The following is a 23,854-nucleotide window of genomic DNA, read 5'->3' as shown; positions in this document are numbered from 1 at the left end:
GGCATATCCGGTGAATTCGTGCACTTCTTTGCCTGCCCACGCCGCTGTGGCAAGCTTTTGCCTTCGAACCCGGCAAACCGATTCGATCACAGCTGGAACCGGGATGCACAGTCAACACATCCGGCCGCTCACCGTGTCGAAGCAGCGCCATGGGCGCCGCTGGAGCATTCAACGCGGCGGTCGTCGGCCTACGCAACTACACCCGCCCGACTCCGCTCCGAGGTGGCGACACCCGGCATTGCTCGCTACCCGGCTCGCGCCTGAAGGGCCGCCGCATAAACGCTAGAGTGGCTGGCAGCGGTCCGGCTACGACGGGCTGGCGAACGTTCGCGGTCCTGCTGTCGTCACTGATGCGTGACCATTCGGTCGCTTTCGAGAGAACGGATAAAGCGAACGGAGATCGGAGCGTTGTTGTTCGCGGCCCGGCTCGCGTCTGAGCGACCGCCGCATAAAACGGTAAAGTGGCCAGCAGCGGTCACCTATCCGGCTACGACGGGGCCAGCAAACATCGAGGTCCCGATGTTGTCACTCTGCGTGACCACTCGGCCCAACTCCCGCTTCCGAGCGAAGCGAGACCGAGCATTGCCCGTTCGCGGCCCGGCTCGCGTCCGAGCGGCCGACGCGCAAGCGACGAAGTCGCAAGCGGCGGTCGCTCGGACGCGAGCCACAGGTGGGCCCGCGAACACGCAGCGCCGCAGGCGCTGCAAAACAACACAGACACACCGACCAGAGGACTGACGAGACCCGTGCCTGCGCTGACACTGACGAGGTTGCTTCGGATTGGTGAGGGTCGCATTGTCAAGCGGCTCTCGCATTTCGCCGACCAGGTCCTCGCCCTCGAGCCGGAATACGAGGACCTCAGCGACGCCGAGCTGCGGGCCAAGACCGACGAGTTCCGCGAGCGCTACGCCGAGATGGTCGAAGAGGGCGAGACCGACCCGCTCGGCCAGCTGATGGCCGAGGCGTTCGCGGTCGCGCGTGAGGCGTCCTGGCGGGTGCTCAGCCAGAAGCACTACAAGGTGCAGGTGATGGGCGGCGCCGCGCTGCACACCGGCAATATCGCCGAGATGAAGACCGGTGAGGGCAAGACCCTCACCTGTGTGCTGCCCGCCTACCTGAACGCGATCAGCGGCGACGGCGTGCACGTCGTCACCGTGAACGACTACCTGGCCAAGCGCGACGCCGAGTGGATGGGCCGCGTGCACCGCTTCCTCGGCCTCGAGGTCGGCGTGATCCTGTCCGGCATGACCCCGGCCCAGCGCCGGCTGGCCTACGGCGCCGACATCACCTACGGCACGAACAACGAGTTCGGCTTCGACTACCTGCGCGACAACATGACCCACTCGCTGGACGACCTGGTGCAGCGCGGGCACAACTTCGCCATCGTCGACGAGGTCGACTCCATCCTCATCGACGAGGCCCGCACCCCGCTGATCATCTCCGGCCCGGCCGATGCCTCGTCGAAGTGGTACGCCGAATTCGCGCGCATCGCGCCGCTGCTGAAGAAGGACCTGCACTACGAGGTCGACATCAAGAAGCGCACCATCGGCGTGCACGAGGCGGGCGTCGAGTTCGTCGAGGACCAGCTCGGCATCGACAACCTGTACGAGGCCGCGAACTCGCCGCTGGTGAGCTACCTGAACAACGCCGTCAAGGCCAAGGAGCTCTACACCCGCGACAAGGACTACATCGTCCGCGACGGCGAAGTGATCATCGTCGACGAGTTCACCGGCCGCATTCTGGTCGGGCGCCGCTACAACGAGGGCATGCACCAGGCGATCGAGGCCAAGGAAGGCGTCGAGATCCAGCCGGAGAACCAGACCCTGGCCACCATCACGCTGCAGAACTACTTCCGCCTCTACGACAAGCTGTCCGGCATGACCGGTACCGCCGAGACCGAGGCCGCCGAGCTGCACCAGATCTACAACCTCGGCGTGGTCCCCATCCCGACCAACAAGCCGATGGTCCGCGCCGACCAGTCCGACCTGATCTACAAGACCGAGGAGGCCAAGTTCTCCGCGGTGGTCGACGACGTCACCGAGCGGCACGAGAAGGGCCAGCCGGTGCTGATCGGCACCACCAGTGTCGAGCGCTCGGAGTACCTGTCCAAGCAGTTCACCAAGCGCGGCATCCCGCACAACGTGCTGAACGCGAAGTTCCACGAGAAGGAAGCCGAGATCATCGCGGAGGCCGGGCGGCCGGGCGCGGTCACCGTCGCGACGAACATGGCCGGGCGTGGTACCGACATCGTGCTCGGCGGCAACCCCGACATCATCGCCGACATCCTGCTGCGCAAGCAGGGGCTCGACCCGGTCGAGACGCCCGATGAGTACGAGCGGGCGTGGCTGCCCACGCTGGATCAGGTCAAGGCCCAGACCGCCGAGGATGCCGACGCGGTGCGCGACGCGGGCGGGCTCTACGTGCTCGGCACCGAGCGGCACGAGTCGCGCCGCATCGACAACCAGCTGCGCGGCCGCTCCGGCCGTCAGGGCGACCCGGGTGAGTCGCGCTTCTACCTGTCGCTGGGCGACGAGCTGATGCGCCGGTTCAACGGCGCCGCGCTGGAAGCGATCATGACGCGGCTGAACTTGCCCGACGACGTGCCGATCGAGGCGAAGATGGTCTCCAAGGCCATCAAGAGCGCGCAGACGCAGGTCGAGCAGCAGAACTTCGAGATCCGCAAGAACGTCCTCAAGTACGACGAGGTGATGAACCAGCAGCGCACCGTCATCTACGGCGAGCGCGACCGGATCCTGCGCGGCGAGGACATGGAGGGCCAGGTCCAGAGCATGATCACCGACGTGATCACCGCCTATGTGGACGGCGCCACCGCCGATGGCTACGTCGAGGACTGGGATCTGGACAAGCTGTGGACGGCGCTGAAGACGCTGTACCCGGTGAGCGTGGACTACCGGGACCTGGCCGGCGAGACCGAGGTCGGCGAGGCGGGCGAGCTGACCCGCGAGGAGCTGCTCGAGGCGCTGCTGGACGACGCGCACGCGGCCTACGAACGCCGCGAGGCGGAGATCGATGGTCTCGCGGGCGAGGGCAGCATGCGCAATCTCGAACGGCAGGTGCTGCTTTCGGTGCTCGACCGCAAGTGGCGCGAGCACCTCTACGAGATGGATTACCTCAAGGAGGGCATCGGCCTGCGCGCGATGGCGCAGCGCGACCCGCTGGTGGAGTACCAGCGCGAGGGCTTCGACATGTTCAGCGCGATGCTCGACGGCCTCAAGGAGGAGTCGGTCGGCTTCCTGTTCAACCTGCAGGTCGAGGTGGCGCAGCCGCAGCCGGAAGGCGTTGCGGTCGAGCCGGGCCTGCGTTCCCCGGTCGGCGCCATGGCCGCCGCCCCGCGTCCGCTTCCGACCGAGGAGGCCCCTGCGGGCAACGGCCACGCCGCTCCGGCCGCGCTGCGTGCCAGGGGTATCGACCAGTCCGGCCCCCGTGGCTTCAGCTACTCGGGTCCCGACGAGGGCGGTCACGCCGCCGTGCGCAGCGACGCCGAGGAGTACGGCGTCGACGGTGGCCCCCAGCCCACCCGCCGCGAGCGCCGCGAGGCGGCCCGGGCGGAGGCGAAGGGCAAGCGCGGCCCGAAGTCCCGCCGCAGGCACTGAGCAGACGGTTGTGTCGGCGCGGACTTGTCCGCGCCGTCCTGCCGTATCGTGAAGTCGTGTGCAGCCGTCCGCGAGGGTTGGAGTGATCGTCCGTGACCATCCCTGCCATGCACCCGCGCCCAGGCCACCTGCGTGCTGTCGCTGAGCAGATAGAGCGCGCTACGGGTCTGCGCGTCGAGATTCTGGGAGGAAGTCTCGTGATGTCACCGACACCTCGTGGCAAGCACGCGGGGACGATTCGGCGATTGCGGCAACAGATCGAGGCACGGATGCCGGGCGGGCTGGCGGCATACGAAGTTTCGTCGATCCAGATGCCGGACGATGACGACGACTACTGCACACCCGACCTCGTGGTCCTGCCCGAGGCATGGGATGACGACGATGGTTGGTTGGCCGACCCGCGTGATGTCGAACTCGCTGTCGAGGTGATCTCCAAGACGGAGAAGGCCCAGCAGATTACGGACAAGAATGGGTGGTACAGCACGGCAGGCGTTCGCATGTTGCTGTCGATCGATCCGCGCTACGGCCGATGGGCGTTGTACACCCATCCCAAGGACGGCACGTATCACGGCCGGCTCGATGGGACGTACGGCGATGAAATCCCATTGCCCGAACCCTTTGGTTTCCCATTGGATACCGGCTGCCTGCCCCGCTATGGACGTGAGTGACACCCGGCGGGTGCGCGCTTCCGCCGCGGGCCTGGTTCCGCATCGGCGCGCTCACCGACGGATGGCTGTGCCCCGTGAGGAGGCTCTGGCGCTCTTCTCAGGGAACCGAGCGGCTACACCGGACGTCGCCGACATCATCGACGACTCCATCTACGACCCTTACGATCGCGCATACGCTGCGGCGAGTCCGCGATATGTTGCACCGGTCACCCATCCCAACACCCGCTGACCGGTTGCCTCGATCGCTCGACGCCGCCCCGGCGCCACCGTGGTGGCTTCGTCTACTGAACGTGCGAACCGGCGTAGGTTTCCCGGAATGGACCGTGCGGCTGTGCAGACATGGGTGGCCGGATACGAGCGAGCCTGGCGGTCGGCGGGCACCGAACAGCTCGGCGAGCTGTTCGCCGCGGACGCCGGGTACCTGGTGTCGCCGTGGGCGCAGCCGCTCACGGGTCTGGGCGCTCTCGCCGAATTCTGGGAGGAGGGCAGGGACGGGCCCGACGAGCCGTTCACCATGCGCTCCCATATCGTCGCGGTGGACCGGGATACCGCCGTGGTGCGGGTGGAGGTGGAATACACCCGCGACACCCCGTCGCACTGGCGAGACCTGTGGATTCTGCGCTTCGACGACTCGGGTCGGTGCACGTGGTTCGAAGAATGGCCGTTCGCGCCCGGCCAGCCGGACGGGCACTGATCGCCGGCGCTGAGCGGCGTTCCGCCTACCAGGGGTCGTTGGAGGCGAGGGCGACGAGCAGGCGGCGGATGGCTGCCACGCGGTGCTCTTTGCCGGTGAGCTCGTCCAATGCGCATTCCGGATCGGCGGGCGGGCCGAGGTGGGTGCAGCCGCGCGGACAGTCCTCGATGGCTTCTGCGAGATCGGTGAAGGCGGCGATGACGTCGTCGGGGGTGATGTGCGCCAAGCCGAACGACCTGACGCCAGGAGTATCGATGACCCAGCCGCTACCAGGCAGCGGCAGGGCGACGGACTGGGTGGAGGTGTGCTTGCCCTTACCCACCCCGGAGACCTCGCCGACGGCTCGATCCGCGTCCGGCACAAGGCGATTCACCAATGTGGACTTGCCGACGCCGGAGTGGCCGATCAACGCGGTGAGGCGGTCGGTGAGCAGCTCGAGCACCGTGTCGAGCGGGTCGTCGATGCCGCCGTAGACGATGGTGAGGTCGAGATCGTCGAAGGCCGCGGCGAATTCGGAGTCGGCGGCCAGATCGTGTTTGGTCAGGCACAGAATCGGTTGCAGCCCACCGGCATACGCGGCGACCATCGCGCGTTCCACGAAGCCGGTGCGCGGCGGCGGGTCGGCGAGCGCGACCACGATGAACAGCTGTTCGGCGTTGCCGACCACGATCCGCTCGAAAGGATCGGTGTCGTCGGCGGTGCGGCGCAACACCGTTCGGCGGTCGGCAATCCGGACGATGCGGGCGAGCGTGTCCGGGCGTCCGGACAGATCGCCGACCACGTCCACTTGGTCGCCCACCACGATGGGAGTGCGGCCCAGCTCGCGCGCCCGCATGGCGACGATGCGGCGATCGGCGTCGCCGTCGAGCACACACCCCCAGCGCCCCCGGTCGACGGAGACGACCATCGCGGACTCGGCATCGCTGTGCTGCGGCCGGGTCTTGGTGCGGGGACGCGAACTACGCCCCGGACGAACCCGCACGTCGGATTCGTCGTAGCTGGCCGTGGAGCGTCTGCGGCTCAGGGCGCCGCTCCTTCGTCGGATAGCGCCGGATCGAGCATCCGCTCCCACAGGGCCACGAAGTTCGGCAGGGTCTTGGCCGTGGTCCCGATGTCCTCGATCTCGACGCCGGGGACCCGGAGGCCGAGAATCGCTCCGGCCGTGGCCATCCGGTGATCGGCGTAGGAATGCCACTTGCCGCCGTGCAACTCGGTGGGCACGATCTCCAGACCGTCCTCGGTCTCGGTCACCTTGCCGCCGAGCCGGTTGATCTCGGTGCACAGCGCGGCCAGCCGGTCGGTCTCGTGGCCACGCAGGTGGGCGATGCCGCGCAGTACCGTCGGGGAGTCGGCCAGCGCGGCGAGCGCGGCGACGGTCGGGGTCAGCTCGCCCACGTCGTGCAGATCGATGTCGATGCCGGCGAGCCGCTCGGGGCCGTGCACGGTGAGCACACCGTCGAAGATCCTCGCCTCGGCGCCCATCCGCACCAGGATTTCGCGGATCACGTCACCCGGCTGGGTGGTCAGGCGCGGCCAGTGCGGGATGCTGACAGTGCCGCCGGTGATCGCGGCCGCGGCCAGGAATGGAGTGGCATTGGACAGGTCCGGCTCCACCTCCCAATCCACCGCGCGGATCGGTCCGTGCTCCACGGTCCAGGTCTGCGCTTTGAAGCTGTCCGCGGGCGCTTGTACCCGCACGTCGGCACGGCGCAGCATCTCCACGGTCATCTCGATGTGCGGCACCGAGGGCAGCGCCTTACCGTCGTGATGCACCACCAAGCCCTCGTCGAAGCGGGCGGCCGACAGCAGAAGGCCGGAAACGAACTGCGACGACCCGGACGCGTCGATGGTCACCGTGCCGCCGCGCAGCGCGCCTGTGCCGTGCACACTGAACGGCAGCGAGTCACCGGCGATATCCGCGCCGAGCGCGCGCAGCGCGTCCAGGATGGTGCGCAGCGGGCGAATCCTGGCCTGCTCGTCACCGTCGAACGCGACGTCGCCGGACGCCAGCGCCGCGACCGGCGGCAAGAAGCGCATCACGGTGCCGGCCAGCCCGCAGTCCACCGCGCCACCACCCAGCGGCGCCGGGGTGATGGTCAAAGTGTCCCGCTCGCCCTCGATGCGCGTACCCAGCGCGCGCAACGCGCCGATCATCAGGTTCGTGTCCCGGCTACGCAGCGCACCGGTGATCGTCGATGGTCCATCGGCCAGAGCGGCCAAGATGAGCGCCCGGTTCGTGATCGATTTCGAGCCGGGCAGGGTCACGGTCGCGTGCACGGGGACATCGACATGGGGCGCTGGCCAGAAGTTCACCCGTCCATCATGCACTGTGTTCGATTTGCAGCGCCTGCGGCGCTGCGTGTTCGCGGCCCCCTTGTGGCTGGCGTCCGAGCGACCGCCGCTGGCGACTTCCGCGGCGCAGGTACAGCTCTACCGTTGCCACGTCGCGGATCCGGCCGAAGGCGACGGACTGCGCCATTTCCGCCGGGGTGCACGCGCCCGCCGATTCGGCGGCGGCGCGGCAGGGCAGGTCCGGGTACCCCATGGCGTCGAGTACCCGGACCGATTGCCGCGGTTTCCTACTTGTGGCGGCCGTGCAGGACCGGGACCAGTTTGCGCAGCAGTTTCATCGTGGACGCGGTGCGCGTGTAGCTCAGCAGCGCCATGCCGGGAACGGCGAAGCGCTGCACCGCGATCGAGTGCGGGCGGACGAACTCGCGCAGCCCGGGCTCGCCGTGGATGCGGCCGATGCCGGAGTCGCCGACGCCGCCGAAGGGCAGGCCGGGGATGGCGGCGAAGGCGAGCACCGAGTTCACCGAGGTGGCGCCGACGCGCAGCCTGCGTGCGATGTCCAGGCCGCTCTTCTTCGAGTACACCGCGGAGGACAGGCCGTACTTGGACTTGTTGGCCAGCTCGACCGCCTCGTCCACGCCGTCGACGGTGCGGATGGTGATGGTCGGGCCGAAGGTCTCCTCGCATACCGCCTCCGAGTTCTCGTCCACGTCGACGAGCACCACCGGCTCGATGAACGGCGCCTTGACCGACTCGGGCCCGCCGAGGACGGCGGTGCCGCCGTTCTTCAGCGCGTCCTCGATGTGGCGGCGCACCACGTCGACCTGGCTCGGCATGGTCATCGGGCCGTAGGCGGCCTTGTCGTCCGAACCGGGCTTGATGTCCCCGAGGATCCGCTTGACCTCGGCGACGAACTCCTCGCGCACCGCACGGTCCACGTACACCCGCTCGACGCCCGCGCAGGTCTGGCCGCTGTTGGCGGTGGCGCCCCAGGCGACCGCGTCGGCGGCGGCCTTGATGTCGGCGTCGGCGGCGACGATCACCGCGTCCTTGCCGCCGCACTCCAGCAGCACCGGTGTCAGCTTCTCCGCGGCCGCGGCCATGATCCGCTTGCCGGTGGCGGTCGAGCCGGTGAAGGCGATCTTGTCGACGTCCGAGCGCACCAGCGCCGCGCCGGTCGCGCCGTAACCGTTGATCGTGATGAAGACGCCGTCGGGCAGTTCGGGATTGGCCTCGGCGAAAGCGTCGGCGAGGAAATTGCCGATGCTGGTGGAGTATTCGCTCGGCTTGAACACGACGGTATTGCCCGCGGCCAGCGCGTAGGCGATCGAGCCGTTCGGTGTGTAGACCGGGTAGTTCCACGGGCCGATCACGCCGATGACGCCCAGCGGGCGCAGTTCCAGCCGGGCGCTGAAGTTCGACATCAGCGCGCCGGGGAAGATCCGCTTGGGGCCGAGCACCTTCTTGGCGTGCTTGGCCGCCCAGGCGATGTGCTCGAGCGCGAGCATGAGTTCGAGAAACGCGTCGTCGAGCGGTTTGCCGTTCTCGGCGTGGATCAATGCGCAGAACTCCTCCGACTTCTGCACCAGCTTGCTCGACCAGCGCAGCAGATGCGTGCGCCGCTCGTCGAAACTCAGTGCCCCCCAAGTGGCCGCCGCCGCGCGGGCCTTCGCGACCGCGGCCGCCACCGCCGCGTCGTCGGCGATGACGTGTGTGCCGATCACCTCGCCTGTCGCCGGATTCACCGACGTGAGGGCGGTGTCGTGGTCGGCCGGTCTGGTGTCGGTTGATGTCACAGTGGGTCTCCTCTTGCCGTCTGCGGTGGCCGGTCGATGCGCACGCCTGAATGGACGGGCGGACCGTCCTTGCCGATGAGAGAATGCTATGTCAAAACTCTCAACAGGTCACCAATTATGGGCCCATTGTCCCCGACACTGTCGGTGGCGGGTGGGAGTATCGGGATATGTGCGGACGATATGCGACCACGACCAATCCGGGCAGGCTCGCGGCCGAGTTGGACGCGATCGACGAGACCGATACCACCGATCAGGGCGCCTTCACCAATTACAACGTCGCTCCCACTACCCAGATCCTCACCGTGGTCGAACGGCACGACCCGGGCCGTAAGGACGACGATCCGAAACGTCGTATCCGGCGTATGCGCTGGGGGCTGATCCCGGTGTGGACCAAGGCCGCCGAGCCCGGCGTGCCGGTCAAGGGCAAGCCGTTGTTCAACGCCCGCGCCGACAAGGCCGCCACCACGCCATCCTTCCGCGACGCGGTGAAATATCGTCGCTGCCTGGTGCCGATGGACGGCTGGTACGAGTGGGTGGTCGAACCGAACGCCGAGCCGGGGGCGAAAGGCAAGGTCGTCAAACATCCGTATTACATGGCCAACGCCGACGGTTCCCGGCTCTACATGGCGGGGCTGTGGTCGGTGTGGCGTGACCGTTCCCAGCCGGAGAGTGAGCCGCTGCTGTCGTGCACCGTCCTCACCACCGACGCGGTGGGAGATCTCATCCGCATCCACGACCGCATGCCGCTGCCCATGCCGCAGGAGCACTGGGACGCGTGGCTGGACCCGGACCACCCGGCCCCGGCGACGCTGCTGGAGACCCCGAGCGAGGAGACGGTCGCCGGAATCGTGCCGCGCCCGGTGCCCGCGCTGGTCAACAGCGTGCGCAACAACGGCCCGGAGTTGCTGGCCCGAGTTCAGGATCAGGAGCCGTCCGGGCAGATCAGCCTGCTCTGACCCGCCCCGCTGCCACGATTGGCCACGCAACGCACCCACATCGGCCCAATCCTGTTTCCGGGGCAAGCGAGACCGAGAATTGCCCGTTCGCGGCCCGGATCCGAGCCGAGCCGCGAACACGCGGCGCAGCGAGATATCAGAAACTGCACTTCACGCTAGGCGTGGCGATATTCAGACCGCATTTGATCATCCCGGCGACCAGATCGATGATCTTGGTCGTGAGAGTCCCGCCGAGCTTCTCGGTCTTCTCCGATTTCTCGTCCTGCTCGAACATGCCCTGACCGGCCGGGGAATCGTTGCCCTTGCCGTCGAAATCGAAGGGGTAACGATTGTCGTTGCCCTGTCCGCCGAAGTCGAAGGGGTAATCGCTGACCTGTGTGACCGCCGGGATGCTCGGAGCGGCGGCGGCCTGCGGGGCGAGGACCGACACCGAACCGAGCGCCACGACGAGAGTTCCGAACAACACGACGATCATGGTGCGCAAACGCTGGTGCGCGAACATTCGCATCACATCCTCGAGTCGGATCAATCTGGCCGTTTCCAAGTAACGCACAGATCGCAGCGATTCTGGCTGGATTACGCGGATATCACCGGTGCGGTGACCGCGCTGGTCAGCCGGATCAGATCGGCGGGCGCCAGCTCGATCTCCAGACCGCGCCGCCCCGCGCTGCACAACACGCGGTCCCAGGACAACGCCGAGTCATCGATCACGGTGGGCAGCGGTTTGCGCTGGCCGAGCGGGGAGATGCCGCCGAGTACGTACCCGGTCGTCTTCTCCGCTCGGGTCTTGTCGGCCATGCTCGCCTTCGACGCGCCCAGGGCCGCGGCGGCGGCCTTGAGCGACAACGTGTTCGGCACGGGAAGCACCGCCACCGCGAGTGCGCCGGTGGCCAGCTCGATGACCAGGGTCTTGAAGATCTGCTCGGCCGCCACCCCGAGTTCGGCGCCCAACGCATCCACCGCCTCGGTGCCGTAGGAGTCCGCGCGTGGATCGTGCTTGTAGACGTGCACCCGGTGCGGCACCTCAGCCTGGGTCAACGTGCGGATCGCCGGTGTCGAGCCTGCTGCCATGGCCGAAACATTAGCGGCGGGACAAGCCCTGGTCGCAACGGGATTTCCTGGAATTTCGCCGCGAGTCGGTGGTCACGGGAACACCGCAGGGGCCGCGCATGTTGTAGGCGATACACAGCGCTCGGATGGGTTTCCATCGCGTGAGCAGGCCCTATGGAGACGTGAAGGAGATATCGGTGCCCGTGCTGCTCGATGATCGTCCGGTATGGACCGCGGTGTCACCGACCGAAGGCGGATTCCCGCTCGATATGCCGTTGCCGGTAGATTTGGCAGGTACGGCAATCGAAGGGACAGGTGTGACGAGCGACGATGACGTGGTGGCCGACGATGTCGCTGCCGTCGACGATGCCGAGCTGGCACAGCGGTTCGAGCGGGACGCGCTGCCGCTGCTCGACCAGCTCTACGGCGCCGCGCTGCGCATGACCAGGAACCCGGCGGACGCCGAGGATCTGGTCCAGGAGACCTACGTCAAGGCGTATCAGGGGTTCAAGTCGTTCCGGGAGGGCACCAACCTCCGTGCCTGGCTGTACCGGATCCTGACCAACACCTACATCAACTCCTACCGCAAGAAGCAGCGGCAGCCGGCGCAGTACCCCACCGACGAGATCACCGACTGGCAGTTGGCCGCGACCGCCGAGCACACCTCACAGGGCCTGCGCTCCGCCGAGGTCGAGGCACTCGATGCTTTGCCGGACGACGACATCAAGGCGGCATTGCAAGAACTGCCGGAGGAATTCCGGATGGCGGTGTACTACGCGGATGTCGAGGGCTTCCCGTATAAGGAAATCGCCGACATCATGGGCACCCCCATCGGTACGGTGATGTCCCGGCTGCACCGCGGCCGGAAACAATTGAAAGGTTTGCTCGCCGACGTGGCGCGCGAGCGTGGATTCAACCGGTCGGGGGAACGCCAGGAGGTCAAGCAGCCATGAGCGAGCGAACATTGAACACGGCCGAGCACTCGCTCGTGACGGAGCCGAGCGCCAGCGAGGCGCAGTCATGAGCGATTGGGACCCTGATATGGAGCTCGACTGCACGGCGGTGCTCGCCGACGTGTGGTTGATGCTGGACGGGGAGTGCGACGAGGCGACCCGGGCTCGGTTGCAGCATCACATGGAGCATTGCAGCCCGTGTATCGAGGCCTACGGCATCGAGGAGAAGATCAAGGGCCTGCTCAGCCGCAAGTGCGGCGGCGACCGCGCGCCCGAGTCGCTGCGCGAGCGGCTGACCGTCGAATTGCGCCGCGCGTTCATCGCCACCGAGACTTCGGTCGAGACCTCCGACTAGCCGGTTGCAAACGCGAAGCGGCACGCCTTCCTGCAGGAAGGCGTGCCGCTTCGCGTTTGCGGGCCGAGCGTGCGCTCAGGCGTTGGGCCGCTTGCCGTGGTTGGCCGCGTTTCCCTTGCGACTACGCTTCTTACGTCCGCGCTTACCCATGAGTAGTCTCCCTTCTGGTTGAAGGCCATTGTTTCATGTGTGGTTGGCTGTACCGTCAGCGGATGCAGGCCGAAGAGGAATGGGGTGCCATGGCGGAGGAAGTGCTCGCCGAGCTGGTGTCGGTCGTCTACCAGGTGGTCGTCGCCGAAGGCGACGAGGTCCAGGAGGGCGACACGCTGGTTATCCTCGAGTCGATGAAAATGGAGATCCCGGTGGTCGCGGAGTCCAGCGGCACGGTGACCTCGGTCGGCGTCAAGGAAGGCGACGCGATCAAGGCCGGGCATCTCATCGCGGTCATTTCCTGAGCGATTCCGGCGGTAGATCTTCATGGCGACACTGAGCGAGTTGCTGGCCGAGCACACCGACCTACCCGGCGTCGCCGTCGACCATCTGCAGCGGGTGGTGGGCGATTGGCAGCTGCTGGCCGATCTGTCCTTCGCCGACCTGCTGTTGTGGGTCGGTGCGGGCCCGGTGACCGAAGGCGCGGATATCGTGTGCGTCGCGCAGTGCCGCCCGACCACCGCCCCCACCGTGCACCAGGAAGACCTGGTCGGGACGGTCGCCCTGCGGGTCGACCACCCGCAGGTGTTCGACGCTCTGGTGACCGGCGAAATCGTGCGGGCCGACAGCGAGGTCGAGGCATCCGGCGTGTATCACCCCCACCCGATGCACGCCATGCGCGAGGCGATCCCGGTGCGCTGCGGCGACGACGTGATCGCCGTGCTCAGCCGGGATACCGATATCCAACGTCCCCGGGTGCGCAGCCAACTGGAGACCGCCTACGTGGCCTGCGCCGACGACCTGTGCCAGATGATCGCCGACGGCACCTTCCCGACCACCGAGGATCGCGCGGCCACCCATTCCAGCCCCCGCGCGGGAGACGGATTCATCCGGCTCGACACCGAGGGAATCGTCGTCTACGCCAGCCCGAACGCCCTCTCGGCCTACCACCGGATGGGCTTGCAAGCCGATCTGGCCGGACAGGACCTCGCCGTCACCACCCGATCCCTGATCACCGACCCATTCGACGCGCAAGAGGTGGTCGGCGACATCCAGGCCGCGCTCGCGGGCCGGACCGGGCGGCGCATGGAGGTCGAGGCGCGCGGCGCCACCGTGCTGCTGCGCACGCTCGTCTTGCGCCCGCACGGTGAACTGGCCGGCGCCGCCGTGCTCGTTCGCGACGTCACCGAGGTGAAACGGCGCGATCGCGCCCTGCTCAGCAAGGACGCCACCATCCGGGAGATCCATCACCGGGTGAAGAACAACCTGCAAACCGTCGCCGCCCTGCTTCGCCTGCAAGCCCGCCGCACCGAGAACGAGGAGGCGCAGGTCGCGCTCACCGAATCGGTGCGCAGGGTCACCTCCATCGCGTCCGTGCACGAAATGCTGTCCATGTCGGTGGACGAAGAGGTCGACCTGGACGAGGTCGTCGACCGGCTGCTGCCGATCATGGCCGACGTCGCCACCGTGCACACCACGCGCATCAAAGTGCGCCGCGCGGGCTCGCTCGGTGTCTTCTCCGCCGAACGCGCGACCCCGCTGGTGATGGTGCTGACCGAACTGGTGCAGAACGCCATCGAGCACGCCTTCGATTCCGGCGAAAACGGCACGGTGACAATACGTTCCGAGCGTTCCGCCCGGTGGCTGGACGTGATCATCAGCGACGACGGCCGCGGCCTCCCACCGGGTTTCAGCCTGGAATCCTCCGACCGCCTCGGCCTCCAAATCGTCCGCACCCTGGTCACCGCCGAACTGGGCGGTTCCATCGGCCTGCACCCTGGTGCCGACATCGGCACCGACGCCGTCCTGCGTGTGCCGCTGGGGCGCCGCTCCGGCCGCTGACGGTGCTTGTTTTGCAGCGCCGCAATACATTTCGGCCCGAGACGCAACACAGCCCGGCACCTGGGGTGCCGGGCTGGAAATGCTTACCGGGCCGGGCTGCTGAATGGCCCGGTAAGGCGGCTCGTCTCAGACGACGGTGCGGGTGCGGGTGCGCGCGTTCCGGCGCTTCAGCGCCCGGCGCTCGTCCTCGCTCATACCACCCCACACGCCGGCGTCTTGTCCGGACTTCAGGGCCCAGGACAGGCAGTCGGCGGTTACGGGGCAGCGAGCGCAGACCAGCTTGGCATCGGCAATCTGCGCGAGCGCCGGACCACTGTTACCCACCGGGAAGAACAGCTCGGGGTCCTCATCGCGACAGATGGCCTTGTGGCGCCAGTCCATTCCTCTGCTCCTTTGCTGGGCGCCGCACACGGCGCCTATGGTTTGTGGTTCGTTCACTTGTGCGACTCGAATGTTTCCGCACGGTTGCTTGTGAATGCTTTCACGAACACCGTAGATGTCAATAGGCACGCGGTGCACCGTGGGGAAGGTCACGCTCCAAAGGCCCCCACATGGGGAGCCTGCCCGGTCCTTTGTACTCGCTCTACCTGGTTTTCGCAGCACAACCGCGATGTTTTTCGCGGCGTTTCGTGCTCAGTGCGGGTGCGGCGCGACCACGGCGAGGACGTCGGGCACCGCGGTGAAATCCACCACGTTGCGCTTCCCGATGAAGTCGCCATCGATTTGCAGGCCGATGGGTTCTTTGGACTCGATTCGTACGGTGGGAACGTCGTCTTCGCGAAATAAATTGCGCGACTTGGGGTTTCCGTTGGGCATGAGAAGCTGACGCGCGAGCAGGAGTGTCGGGAGCACCGCCATGGACCGCACGGCAAACACGCCGAGCCCCGTTTCGAAGCGGGTGCCGGGGTTGGTGTGCACCGGTGTGGCGTTCAAGTATGTCCAGGGTGTGGTGTTCGTAACGAACGCGTAATGCACCCCGTCCACGGATTCGCGGCCGGGAATTTCGACTCGAACGCTCGGTTCGTTGCGTTTTGCCCGGAAGAATTGTCGCACAGTTGTTCGAACATAGCGGGCGGGGGTGGCGGTGCGGCCGCGTGCGCGGCTGGCGTCGATCGCCTCACACACATCGGCGTCCAATCCGACGCCCGCGCTGAAACAGAACCAGCGGTCGTCCGCCGTGCCGAGGCCGATGCGGCGATCGGAATCCACCGTGAGCAGGTCGATGAGCTGGTTGGTTGCGGTCACCGGGTCCGGCGAGATGCCGAGCGCCCTGGCGAAGACGTTCGCCGAGCCGCCGGGGATCACGCCCAAGCGCGGCAGCCAGGCCTGGCCGTCGTCCAGTTCGGGCAGCGGAAGGAAGCCGTTGATGGTCTCGTTGACCGTCCCATCGCCACCGTGCACGACGATCAGGTCCATCTCATTGGTCGCTGCCCACTGGGCCAGTTCCGCCGCGTGACCGCGGTGCTGGGTGTGCGCAACCGTCAGCTGGGTGCGGCTCTCCAACGCGTGCGCCAGCAGGTCCCGGGTCGCCGGCGTAGTCGAGGTGGCATTCGGGTTCACGATCAGCAGCGTCCGCACGTTCGCAGCCTAGTTGGCCGCTGACCCGGGCCGGAAAGCGGCGAGCGACGCCCGCGCTGGACGCGACCATCGGTCTACGCCGGGGCGAGTCCTGGACCTCCGGGTCGTAGGCTTGCCGCGTGAGCGAGCGAAACGATCGACACAGCCGCGCTCGCGCTTGTGCCGGAAGTGAGCGCCAGCGAGGTGGAGGCATGAGCGAGCGGAGCGAGCGGACCATTGACACAGCCGCGCTCGCGCTTGTGCCGGAAGTGAGCGCCAGCGAGGTGGAGGCATGAGCGCGTCATCGAGTGAAGCTGGACCGCAGCGTGTGGTCGCGGCCGAGGGAGCGAAGCGTCGGGGCGGCGCGGTCGTGCCGGAGTGTCAGCGAGTGCGCCCAGGACACAGCGCGCGGGCATGCGCTATTTTGCCGCGCGTCAGCGAGGGGCGGCCGTGAGCGCCAAGGGTGCGGGTTCGGTGGGTGTGCCGTCAACGGTCCGGGCGGCCGGTGGGCTGGTGACGCTCGAAGGGGTGGTCGCCGTGGTGGTCGCGATCGTGCTGGTGGTGCGCGGGTTGCTCGGCCACGACCAGACCGCGACCAGCGGCTACGGCACGGCCGCCTGGTTCGGCATCCTCGGCGGCGCGGTGCTGGCGGCGGGCGTCGGGCTGCTGCTGGGCAAACGCTGGGGCCGATCCATCGCCGTCATCGCTCAATTGCTGCTGCTCCCGGTGACCTGGTCGCTGCTCACCGACTCCCACCAGCCGGTCTACGGCACGCTGCTCGGGTTGGTCGCGGTGAGCGCGCTCGTACTGCTGTTCGCACCGCCATCCACGCGCTGGATGGCGCAGGACTACGGGGTGGAACCGGAGTAGGTCCGGGCCGCTGCGCGCAGCGCCGCACGGCACAGCTGGTCGGCACTCGCTGCGGGTGTCGGGCTGCCGCGGGGAACCCCTGGGGCGGCCGTCATCGCTCAGCTGCTGCTCCCGGTGGTCTGATCGCTGCTCATCGGCATCGCATGAGTCGGTCCAGCGCGCTTTTCAGGTTGGTTCCGCTCGCCGTGCGCGTCGTCTTCGGCCTGCCGCTCGGCGCAGGACTACGGGGTGGAACCGGAGTAGGTCCGGGCCGCTGCGCGCAGCGCCGCACGGCACAGCTGGTCGGCGTGCCTGGTGGTCTCCGGCAGCCGGTAGCGCGGGGTCATGGCGAGCACCTGGGCGCAGGCGGTGTCGAGGTCGATGCGGTGGCCGACGGAGACGAAGACCGGTTTGACGCCGGTTCTGGTGCGTAGCGCGCGCCCGACCACCTCGCGGTCGATGGTGATGTCGGTGGCCGCGCCGCGGTGCGGGCCCGGTTCCGTGTAGTCGCCCCAGACGGTTTTCGCTGCACCGATCGTCGGTACTCCGGTCAGCAGTCCGAGGTGGCAGGCGAGGCCGAAGCGGCGCGGGTGGGCGAGTCCCTGTCCGTCGCAGATCAGCAGATCCGGTGCGATATCGAGCTTTTCGAGCGCGGCGAGGGTGGTCGGGATCTCGCGGAAGGCGAGCAGGCCGGGTACGTATGGGAAGGCGGCGACGCCGTGCGCGACGGCGGACGATACCGGGCGCAGCGTGGTGGCGTCCAAGACGACGACCGCGGCGGCCACGGCGCCGGTGTCGTGGTAGGCCGAGTCGAGGCCGGCCACCGTGCGGAAGCGGGTTCCAGGCGGCGTCACCGGATCGACCAGCGGTCGCAGATCGTCCTGCATCGCCGTGGCCGCCTCCGCGGTGGCGGGCCAAGACGCTCGGCCGACCCGCGCGAGCCAGGACATCCGCGTTACCGCGCCTCGGCGGCCAGTTTGCCGAGCGCCTCGCCCGCCAGCCGGTAGCCGACCCATTCGTCCTGGGCCACGGCGCCGATCGACTCGTAGAAGTCGATGGAGGGCTTGTTCCAGGTCAGCACCGACCAGGCGACGCGGCTGTAGCCCTGGTCCACCGCCTCCTTCGCCAGCGCGGTGAGCAGCGCCTTGCCGTAGCCCTTGCCTCTGGTCTCCGGCTTGACGTACAGGTCCTCCAGGTAGATGCCGTGCACGCCGTCCCAGGTGGAGAAGTTGAGAAACCAGACGGCGCAGCCGAGCAGACCCGTCTCGTCCGCCACCACGTGCGCGAACACCTTCGGCTGCGGCCCGAACAGCGCGGCATGCAACTGCTCGGCCGTCACCGAGCACTCGTGTCGCGCTTTCTCGTAGTCGGCCAGGTCGTAGACGAGGTCGACCAACGCGGGCACGTCGGACGGGACGGCACGGCGCAAGACCGCGTCGCCGAGATCCACCGCGCCCGGATCGGCCGCGCTGAGGTTGGTCGGACCGCTTGCGGGGTCGACGGTTCGGGTCACTGTGACGCTCCGTTGGGTATCAGGTTGTGTGCGTGGATGGTGCGCGCGTCGTGTTCGTAGCCGAGCACGGTCAGCGCGCCGGTCGACATGGCGAAACGGCGGCCCTCCCTGACCTCGAATTCAGCCCATCGGGCGATCAGCGCGCGGGAGAAATGTCCGTGCCCCACCAGCACGAGATCCCGCTCGGAAAGCACCGGCTCGACGGTGGCCAGGGCCCGGTCGGCGCGTGCATGCACCTGATCCGCGCTCTCACCGTCGGGAACCTCGCCGGTCCAGATGGTCCAGCCCGGCGCGGACTCACGGATCTGCGGGGTGGTCAGGCCCTCGTAGGCGCCGTAGTCCCATTCGGCGAGATCGGCGTCGATCACGGCGCCGGTGAGCCCGGCCAGCTCCGCGGTGCGCACCGCGCGTTGCCGAGGGCTGGTGTACACCAGGGGATTTCGCAGTTTCAGCGTGGGCAGCAGGCGTCCGGCGGCCTCGGCTTGCCGTTCGCCGTTTTCAGTGAGCGGCAGATCGGTGCGACCGGTGTGGCGCCGCTCGCGGGACCACGCGGTTTCGCCGTGCCGGAGCAGAACCAGTCGGGCGCCATCGTGTACGGACATGCCTCCCATCATGGCCACGACCGCGCGGCACCGCCCGCACCGGGGCGAGTCACGCCCGGATCGGCTCGCCGAGTTCGAGCACGACCAGCGGCAACGGACGCGTGACTTTGGCCTGGTAGTCCGCGAGCAACGGATTGTTCGCCAACACCCAGCCCGCGAACTCCTCGTACTCGGCGCCCTCCAGCGCCCGCGCCGTGCCCTGGTAGGTGGTCGAACCCAACTCGATGGTCACGCGAGAATCGGCTTTGACGTTGTAGTACCAGGCCGGGTACTTGTCTTCGATGAACGAACTCACGTACAAGGTCTCGCCGCGCCGCAGCAGCCCGAGCGGGACCACGTGACGCTTACCGCTTTTGGCGCCGGTGGTGGTGAGCAGCAACAGTTCGCCGCCCTCGTAGGCGCCGCCCACCTTGCCCTCGTTGTCGCGGAACTCTTGGATCACACCGTCGTTCCACTGGGCGGCCTCTTCGTCGGAGTACTGCTGGTTCCATGGCGCGTCCGGATCGTCGTAGGACGTGATCGCGGGCGTGGATTCCGCTGCGGAGGAATCGTTTGCGCTCATGCGGCCAGTCTGTCCCGAGGCACCGACAAGTTCGGGCGGTCGGCCATGATGCTGCCAGCGCCGCGGACGCTGCCCGCAAACCCGGCTCAGCCGAGAGCGTGCAGTTCTCCGTCACGTAGTTCGAGCACGGTGTTGCCAAGTACCGCAAGGGAGATGGGCCTGCCGGTGTAGCCGGGCCGCTCCACCGGGATGCGCCCGACCTCGGCGCCTGTGGCCGGATCGAGGACCGCCAGCGCGCCGTTGGTGGGCAGCAGCAGCTTGCCCGCCATGAGCGCGGGCGTGCCGAGGGCCGCGCCCGAAGTCCATAGTGGGTCGAATGTGCTTCCATTCAAGGCGATTACGCTGTTGCCGGTGAAGACGAGGTAGGCCGATCCGATTCGGGTGGTCGTGGCATCCGGTCCCAGCGGGGCCGAAAGCTGGTGCACCACAAGCGGGTTGCCGTTTCCGTCGTAGACGGACAGGCGGGGTGGGAGCGACTTCGCGCCCGCCGTGACGCCCGGGAGGTACAGCACGATCCGGCTGTCGGACACCGCGACCACCCTGGCGTCGGCGGAATCCATTCCGGGACCGGTCAATACGTGGGAGCCGTACTCCTCGGGCACCGTGTTGTCCTTCGGCGCCGGATTGAGCACGGTGAGCCGATTGGTGGGATCAGCGGGGCAACGCTCCAGCACAGCGAGCCGGGACGGACTGGAACTCGCCGACAGCAGCGTGCAGCCTTTGCGCGGTTGGGTCCGCACGTTCACCGGCGCGTCGACGAAGCCGTATTCCGCGGTGCGCACCAGATCCGAGCGCCACATCTCCAGCCGTCGCGGCCCCTGCGCGAGAACGTAGGTGCCGTCGACCGACAGCCGCACGCTGGAGTCCATGTAACTGCTGCGCGCGGTGCGCCGGTCGCCGCTGTCCCCGGCGAGCAGCGTGGTCTGGCTGCAGCCGCGGTCGTCGCGGTACACCGCGACGACCATGCCGTACTGTCCCTCGATCCCGCACAGCGGCATGTCGCGCTGGTATTTCCAGAGCTGATCGCCGGTGCCCGGGTCGCGGCCGATGACGGTGTCGTCTTCACCGGTGACCGCGATGCCGCCGGACACGAGCGCTCGCGTGCTCGCGCGGTCCGGCGCGCGCCACAGTTCGCGCAGCGAGGTGGGCAGCCGATCGGCGGCGACGGGGGTGGTTACCGTCGTCGCGGCGGTCACCGATTCGGTGCCGTGCGCGTCTCCGCGGACCCAGACCACGACCGCCGCGATCGCCACGAGAACCGCGATCGCCACGGCAGCGCTGATGTCGGCGCGGGTCCGCCGCTCGGGTGCGAGCACGAGTGCGAGACTAGCCGATCGGGACGGTCAGGCAGACGCGGCAGCGGCGGGCTCGGCCGTGCTCTCGGCGCCGTCGGCCGCCGCTTCGCCCTCCGCGGACCTGCGCCGCCTGCGGCGGCGACGAGCGGGCCGATCGCCGGAACCGGCATCGTCGGCGCCGTCCTCGGGGGAGGTGTCGGAGCCTTCGGTACCTGCTTCGTCGGTGGCCGCTCCGTCCGCCGCGTCACCAGCCGGCTTGCGCCGCCTGCGCCTGCGTCGTGCCGGCCGCTCGGCCGTGTCGGCATCGGCCTCCACGGCGACCGGGGCGTCCGCTCCGGTGGCGTCGGCGTCGCCCTCGTCGGCGGCGGCGATGTCCGGCGTGACGTCGATCGGCTGACCGCCACGGGTGCGCCTGCGGTTGCGCTTGCGTGTGGTGCGGGCCGGGCGCTCGACGACGACCGCGTCCGGGTCTCGCTCCGGCTTCGGCTTGCGGATCAGGCCGTTCGCGTCTTCGGGAATGCCCAGATCGGTGTACAGGTGCGGTGAGCGCGAATACGTCTCGACCGGATCGGGGATGCCGAGCCCGAGCGCGCTGTCGATCGACGACCAGCGGCTGAGCTCGTCCCAGTCGATCAGGGTCACCGCGACGCCGGTGCGCCCGGCTCGACCGGTGCGGCCGATCCGGTGCACGTAGGTCTTCTCGTCCTCCGGGCACTGGTAGTTGATGACGTGCGTGACGTCGTCGATGTCGATGCCGCGCGCCGCGACGTCGGTCGCGACGAGCACGTCGATGGTGCCCTTGCGGAACTTGGTCAGCGCCTTCTCGCGGGCGATCTGGCCGAGGTCGCCGTGCACCGCGCCGACCGCGAACCCGCGCTCGGCCAGCTCGTCGGCCACCTTCTGCGCGGTGCGCTTGGTGCGCGTGAAGATCATCGTGGCGCCGCGGCTCTCGGCTTGCAGTATCCGCGCGATCAGCTCGCCCTTGTCCAGCGCGTGGGCGCGGTAGACGAACTGGGCGGTGCGGTCGTGCACGGCGGAATCGTGCGGCTCCTCGGCCCGGATGTGCGTCGGGCGGGTCAGGAAGGTGCGGGCCAGCGTGATGATCGGGCCGGGCATGGTCGCCGAGAACAGCATGGTCTGGCGCTTGTCCGGAACCATGCCGAGGATGCGCTCGATGTCCGGCAGGAAGCCAAGGTCCAGCATCTCGTCGGCTTCGTCGAGCACGAGCACGCCGATCTTGCCGAGGATCAAGTGCTGCTGGTCGGCGAGGTCCAGTAGTCGGCCCGGCGTGCCGACCACCACGTCCACGCCCGCCCGCAGCGCCTCGATCTGCGCCTCATAGGGGCGCCCGCCGTAGATCGACGCCACGCGCAGCGGACCCTGGTGGTTGGTGAGGTACTTGCTCGCGTTCTCCAAGTCCTGCGTGACCTGGAGGCACAGCTCCCTGGTCGGCACGATGACCAGTGCCCGCGGCGTGCCGTCCAGCGGGGTGGTGCCCGATTCGGCGGTCGCGATCCGGTGCAGCAGCGGCACGCCGAATCCGAAGGTTTTACCCATGCCGGTGCGGGCCTGACCGATGAGATCCTCGCCGGCGAGCGCCAGCGGGAGAGTCAGTTCTTGAATGGCGAAAGTACGTTCGATTCCGATCTCGCCGAGTGCGCGGACGATTTCCGCGCGCACGCCCAATTCGGCGAAAGTCGGGGCGGTATGCGTTGCGTCCAGTTCGGCCGTCAACAGGGTGTCCGCCAGTCCCGGTTCCTGATCGACTGTGATCTTGCTCAGGTTCGTGCCTTCCTCGTAATCATGTCCCGCACGCACGAGGTGGGGCGGACCGGGTGGTCCGCGACGACCACGACTCCGCAGGCGATACTCACCCGGCCACGCTCCGGATGCCGGGCGCCTGCCGAAAAAACGGCGGCTACCTCGCAAGACATCGGCGCGGCGCAATGGTGACGCGGAACTGGTGCGCGCACATTTTCCTGTCCAACGAAAACCTCGCACCCGAAACCCGTCGGCGGTCCCACCTGCCTCCCCGCGGGTTCGCATGAGCGCGGCGTCCGGCAACTCCGTCGGGCGAAACTTTCCGTTGTCCACGGTGATTGTAGCGTGATATTGTGCGCCGCTCGAATTGCCACTGCGGCGCGCTATCGAAAATGCTGGAAACCCGCGGCTTCCTTTCGCCGTGTCGGCCGCCGACGTACGCTGCGCCACATGGCAATTCATCCGGCCCGGCAAATCTGGACCACACTCGAACCGCTGCACGATGTCGTCTATTTCGGCGCCGGCGTCAAGGAGGCCGGTGTCGGCATCGGGTTGCGCGGTTACTGGCAGACCTACTTCGCGTTTCGCGCCGCTCCGCTGGGTGCGGTGACGCCGGCGACGGTGCAGGCGGTCTTCGCCGGATTCCACCCCGACATGGTGCGCCGGGCGCTGCCCGAGGCGTGGGAGCGGGCCACGCCGCAGCGCTGTCTTGCGGCTCGGCTCGACCTGGTCACCGGGCTGCTGCGAGGTGTCGGCGCGGATGAGGCGGTGTGCGCGCGTGCGGTCGAACTGCTCGCCCCGGTGCAGCGCGCGGCCGACCCGACCGGCCGGCCGTTGTTCGCCGCGAACGCGGCCTTGCCGCTGCCCACCGACCCGGTTGCCGCTCTCTGGCAGCTGACCACCTCGCTGCGTGAGCATCGCGGTGACGGCCATGTCGCCGCGTTGGTCACCCACGGCCTGAGCGGTCGCCAGGCGCTGGTCGCGCAGGTTGCGGCCGGCAAGGCGCCGGAATCGGTGATGCGCCCCGCGCGCGGGCTGTCGGAAGCGGAATGGGCGGACGCCTTCGACGAGTTGCGGGCCAGGGGTGTGGTGGAGGGGGAACCGGTTGATCCGACGCTCACCGCGAGCGGAGCCGAGCTGCTGGCGCGGGTGGAGGCCGACACCGACGAGGCCGCGTGGACGGGGGCGCTCGCGGTCTTGTCGGCCGACGCCATGACCGAGTTGACCATATCGCTCGAGCCGCTGGTCCGCAGCGTGCAGGAAGCGGTGGTTCCGCCGCTCAACCCCGTCGGCATGGGGCGCCGCTAGACGCGGGACCGGGACTTGCTGTTACCGCCGGTACCGG

Annotated in this window: 24 protein-coding genes; 10 read left to right on the top strand and 14 right to left on the bottom strand. The window is 68.2% G+C overall.

What is annotated here, in order from left to right:
• The first annotated feature begins 746 nt into the window (after positions 1 to 746).
• The 3 genes from secA to IU459_RS17320 all read left to right on the top strand — a co-directional run bounded on the left by secA (position 747) and on the right by IU459_RS17320 (position 4,976).
• Positions 747 to 3,614 carry a preprotein translocase subunit SecA gene (gene secA, locus IU459_RS17330; RefSeq protein WP_195130579.1) on the top strand — a complete coding sequence of 956 codons (2,868 nt, stop codon included), beginning with the start codon at positions 747 to 749 and terminating at the stop codon, positions 3,612 to 3,614.
• 92 nt (positions 3,615 to 3,706) lie between these two features.
• Entirely contained in the window at positions 3,707 to 4,282 is a 576-nt protein-coding gene (locus tag IU459_RS17325; protein ID WP_324198908.1) for a Uma2 family endonuclease, read from the top strand.
• A gap of 316 nt (positions 4,283 to 4,598) precedes the next feature.
• Positions 4,599 to 4,976 carry a YybH family protein gene (locus tag IU459_RS17320; RefSeq protein ID WP_195130578.1) on the top strand — a complete coding sequence of 126 codons (378 nt, stop codon included), beginning with the start codon at positions 4,599 to 4,601 and terminating at the stop codon, positions 4,974 to 4,976.
• Positions 4,977 to 5,001: 25 nt separating this feature from the next.
• On the opposite strand, the gene rsgA is transcribed toward IU459_RS17320, so the two are convergent.
• The 3 genes from rsgA to IU459_RS17305 form a co-directional block, all read right to left on the bottom strand.
• A complete protein-coding gene (gene rsgA / locus IU459_RS17315; RefSeq protein WP_228838085.1) occupies positions 5,002 to 6,000 on the bottom strand; it encodes a ribosome small subunit-dependent GTPase A in 999 nt (332 codons plus the stop codon).
• Complete coding sequence (gene aroA, locus IU459_RS17310) at positions 5,997 to 7,289, bottom strand: 3-phosphoshikimate 1-carboxyvinyltransferase (RefSeq protein ID WP_195130577.1); 1,293 nt, start codon at positions 7,287 to 7,289, stop codon at positions 5,997 to 5,999. The genes rsgA and aroA overlap by 4 nt, the downstream gene beginning before the upstream one ends.
• Before the next feature lie 266 nt (positions 7,290 to 7,555).
• Positions 7,556 to 9,064, bottom strand: a complete 1,509-nt coding sequence (locus IU459_RS17305; protein WP_195130576.1) for an aldehyde dehydrogenase family protein — start codon at positions 9,062 to 9,064, stop codon at positions 7,556 to 7,558.
• Positions 9,065 to 9,231: 167 nt separating this feature from the next.
• Between IU459_RS17305 and IU459_RS17300 the strand changes: the two genes are divergently transcribed.
• Positions 9,232 to 10,020, top strand: coding sequence for an SOS response-associated peptidase (locus tag IU459_RS17300; protein WP_195130575.1), 789 nt, complete (start codon positions 9,232 to 9,234; stop codon positions 10,018 to 10,020).
• A gap of 136 nt (positions 10,021 to 10,156) precedes the next feature.
• On the opposite strand, the gene IU459_RS17295 is transcribed toward IU459_RS17300, so the two are convergent.
• Entirely contained in the window at positions 10,157 to 10,522 is a 366-nt protein-coding gene (locus IU459_RS17295) for a hypothetical protein (protein WP_195130574.1), read from the bottom strand.
• Between the two features lie 74 nt (positions 10,523 to 10,596).
• A complete protein-coding gene (ybaK, locus tag IU459_RS17290) occupies positions 10,597 to 11,091 on the bottom strand; it encodes a Cys-tRNA(Pro) deacylase (RefSeq protein WP_195130573.1) in 495 nt (164 codons plus the stop codon).
• A 248-nt stretch (positions 11,092 to 11,339) separates the two neighbouring features.
• Here ybaK and IU459_RS17285 point away from each other — a divergent pair, with 248 nt between their 5' ends.
• Together IU459_RS17285 and rsrA are read left to right on the top strand one after the other, a co-directional pair.
• Complete coding sequence (locus tag IU459_RS17285; RefSeq protein WP_228838083.1) at positions 11,340 to 12,023, top strand: sigma-70 family RNA polymerase sigma factor; 684 nt, start codon at positions 11,340 to 11,342, stop codon at positions 12,021 to 12,023.
• Between the two features lie 67 nt (positions 12,024 to 12,090).
• Positions 12,091 to 12,378, top strand: coding sequence for a mycothiol system anti-sigma-R factor (gene rsrA / locus IU459_RS17280; protein ID WP_195130572.1), 288 nt, complete (start codon positions 12,091 to 12,093; stop codon positions 12,376 to 12,378).
• A 75-nt stretch (positions 12,379 to 12,453) separates the two neighbouring features.
• Here rsrA and IU459_RS40505 read toward each other — a convergent pair whose 3' ends face one another.
• Positions 12,454 to 12,528 (bottom strand): 50S ribosomal protein bL37, encoded by a 75-nt coding sequence (locus tag IU459_RS40505; protein WP_022597109.1) that lies wholly within the window; start codon positions 12,526 to 12,528, stop codon positions 12,454 to 12,456.
• Positions 12,529 to 12,617: 89 nt separating this feature from the next.
• On the opposite strand from IU459_RS40505, the gene IU459_RS17275 reads away from it, so the two are divergent.
• Positions 12,618 to 12,833 carry a biotin/lipoyl-binding carrier protein gene (locus IU459_RS17275; RefSeq protein WP_195130722.1) on the top strand — a complete coding sequence of 72 codons (216 nt, stop codon included), beginning with the start codon at positions 12,618 to 12,620 and terminating at the stop codon, positions 12,831 to 12,833.
• A 22-nt stretch (positions 12,834 to 12,855) separates the two neighbouring features.
• A complete protein-coding gene (locus IU459_RS17270; RefSeq protein WP_195130571.1) occupies positions 12,856 to 14,370 on the top strand; it encodes a sensor histidine kinase in 1,515 nt (504 codons plus the stop codon).
• A gap of 126 nt (positions 14,371 to 14,496) precedes the next feature.
• Here IU459_RS17270 and IU459_RS17265 read toward each other — a convergent pair whose 3' ends face one another.
• Together IU459_RS17265 and IU459_RS17260 are read right to left on the bottom strand one after the other, a co-directional pair.
• The gene (locus IU459_RS17265; RefSeq protein ID WP_011211115.1) at positions 14,497 to 14,751 is read right to left on the bottom strand and encodes a WhiB family transcriptional regulator; all 255 of its coding nucleotides are present in this window, start codon (positions 14,749 to 14,751) and stop codon (positions 14,497 to 14,499) included.
• Positions 14,752 to 15,003: 252 nt separating this feature from the next.
• The gene (locus tag IU459_RS17260; RefSeq protein ID WP_195130570.1) at positions 15,004 to 15,948 is read right to left on the bottom strand and encodes a diacylglycerol/lipid kinase family protein; all 945 of its coding nucleotides are present in this window, start codon (positions 15,946 to 15,948) and stop codon (positions 15,004 to 15,006) included.
• Positions 15,949 to 16,341: 393 nt separating this feature from the next.
• On the opposite strand from IU459_RS17260, the gene IU459_RS17255 reads away from it, so the two are divergent.
• Entirely contained in the window at positions 16,342 to 16,797 is a 456-nt protein-coding gene (locus tag IU459_RS17255; RefSeq protein ID WP_440446500.1) for a hypothetical protein, read from the top strand.
• A gap of 221 nt (positions 16,798 to 17,018) precedes the next feature.
• Here IU459_RS17255 and IU459_RS17250 read toward each other — a convergent pair whose 3' ends face one another.
• From IU459_RS17250 to IU459_RS17225, 6 genes are all read right to left on the bottom strand, one after another.
• The gene (locus tag IU459_RS17250) at positions 17,019 to 17,726 is read right to left on the bottom strand and encodes an endonuclease V (protein ID WP_195130569.1); all 708 of its coding nucleotides are present in this window, start codon (positions 17,724 to 17,726) and stop codon (positions 17,019 to 17,021) included.
• A 5-nt stretch (positions 17,727 to 17,731) separates the two neighbouring features.
• The gene (locus IU459_RS17245; protein ID WP_195130721.1) at positions 17,732 to 18,226 is read right to left on the bottom strand and encodes a GNAT family N-acetyltransferase; all 495 of its coding nucleotides are present in this window, start codon (positions 18,224 to 18,226) and stop codon (positions 17,732 to 17,734) included.
• Positions 18,227 to 18,285: 59 nt separating this feature from the next.
• On the bottom strand, positions 18,286 to 18,891 hold the full coding sequence (locus tag IU459_RS17240; protein WP_195130568.1) for an acid phosphatase: 606 nt from the start codon (positions 18,889 to 18,891) through the stop codon (positions 18,286 to 18,288).
• A 49-nt stretch (positions 18,892 to 18,940) separates the two neighbouring features.
• Positions 18,941 to 19,453, bottom strand: coding sequence for a nitroreductase/quinone reductase family protein (locus IU459_RS17235; RefSeq protein WP_195130567.1), 513 nt, complete (start codon positions 19,451 to 19,453; stop codon positions 18,941 to 18,943).
• A gap of 86 nt (positions 19,454 to 19,539) precedes the next feature.
• Positions 19,540 to 20,769, bottom strand: coding sequence for an Rv3212 family protein (locus IU459_RS17230; RefSeq protein ID WP_195130566.1), 1,230 nt, complete (start codon positions 20,767 to 20,769; stop codon positions 19,540 to 19,542).
• Between the two features lie 27 nt (positions 20,770 to 20,796).
• Complete coding sequence (locus IU459_RS17225) at positions 20,797 to 22,566, bottom strand: DEAD/DEAH box helicase (RefSeq protein WP_195130565.1); 1,770 nt, start codon at positions 22,564 to 22,566, stop codon at positions 20,797 to 20,799.
• A gap of 393 nt (positions 22,567 to 22,959) precedes the next feature.
• On the opposite strand from IU459_RS17225, the gene IU459_RS17220 reads away from it, so the two are divergent.
• Entirely contained in the window at positions 22,960 to 23,817 is an 858-nt protein-coding gene (locus tag IU459_RS17220; protein ID WP_195130564.1) for an SCO6745 family protein, read from the top strand.
• The last annotated feature ends 37 nt before the right edge of the window (positions 23,818 to 23,854 follow it).

This window comes from Nocardia amamiensis (assembly GCF_015477605.1).
Taxonomy (GTDB): Bacteria; Actinomycetota; Actinomycetes; order Mycobacteriales; family Mycobacteriaceae; genus Nocardia; species Nocardia amamiensis_A.
This window is presented reverse-complemented; position numbering and strand designations above follow the sequence as displayed.

What these genes read in the sequence shown, in the direction of transcription:
- IU459_RS17320 (WP_195130578.1), top strand. Translation starts at nt 4,599, where the DNA reads ATGGACCGTGCGGCTGTGCAGACATGGGTGGCCGGATACGAGCGAGCC.
- IU459_RS17300 (WP_195130575.1), top strand. Translation starts at nt 9,232, where the DNA reads ATGTGCGGACGATATGCGACCACGACCAATCCGGGCAGGCTCGCGGCC.
- IU459_RS17250 (WP_195130569.1), bottom strand. Translation starts at nt 17,726, where the DNA reads ATGTCCTGGCTCGCGCGGGTCGGCCGAGCGTCTTGGCCCGCCACCGCG.
- IU459_RS17295 (WP_195130574.1), bottom strand. Translation starts at nt 10,522, where the DNA reads ATGTTCGCGCACCAGCGTTTGCGCACCATGATCGTCGTGTTGTTCGGA.
- IU459_RS17265 (WP_011211115.1), bottom strand. Translation starts at nt 14,751, where the DNA reads ATGGACTGGCGCCACAAGGCCATCTGTCGCGATGAGGACCCCGAGCTG.
- IU459_RS17255 (WP_440446500.1), top strand. Translation starts at nt 16,342, where the DNA reads ATGCGCTATTTTGCCGCGCGTCAGCGAGGGGCGGCCGTGAGCGCCAAG.
- IU459_RS17220 (WP_195130564.1), top strand. Translation starts at nt 22,960, where the DNA reads ATGGCAATTCATCCGGCCCGGCAAATCTGGACCACACTCGAACCGCTG.
- IU459_RS17235 (WP_195130567.1), bottom strand. Translation starts at nt 19,453, where the DNA reads ATGAGCGCAAACGATTCCTCCGCAGCGGAATCCACGCCCGCGATCACG.
- IU459_RS17285 (WP_228838083.1), top strand. Translation starts at nt 11,340, where the DNA reads ATGCCGTTGCCGGTAGATTTGGCAGGTACGGCAATCGAAGGGACAGGT.
- IU459_RS17270 (WP_195130571.1), top strand. Translation starts at nt 12,856, where the DNA reads ATGGCGACACTGAGCGAGTTGCTGGCCGAGCACACCGACCTACCCGGC.
- IU459_RS17275 (WP_195130722.1), top strand. Translation starts at nt 12,618, where the DNA reads ATGGCGGAGGAAGTGCTCGCCGAGCTGGTGTCGGTCGTCTACCAGGTG.
- ybaK (WP_195130573.1), bottom strand. Translation starts at nt 11,091, where the DNA reads ATGGCAGCAGGCTCGACACCGGCGATCCGCACGTTGACCCAGGCTGAG.
- rsrA (WP_195130572.1), top strand. Translation starts at nt 12,091, where the DNA reads ATGAGCGATTGGGACCCTGATATGGAGCTCGACTGCACGGCGGTGCTC.
- IU459_RS17240 (WP_195130568.1), bottom strand. Translation starts at nt 18,891, where the DNA reads ATGTCCGTACACGATGGCGCCCGACTGGTTCTGCTCCGGCACGGCGAA.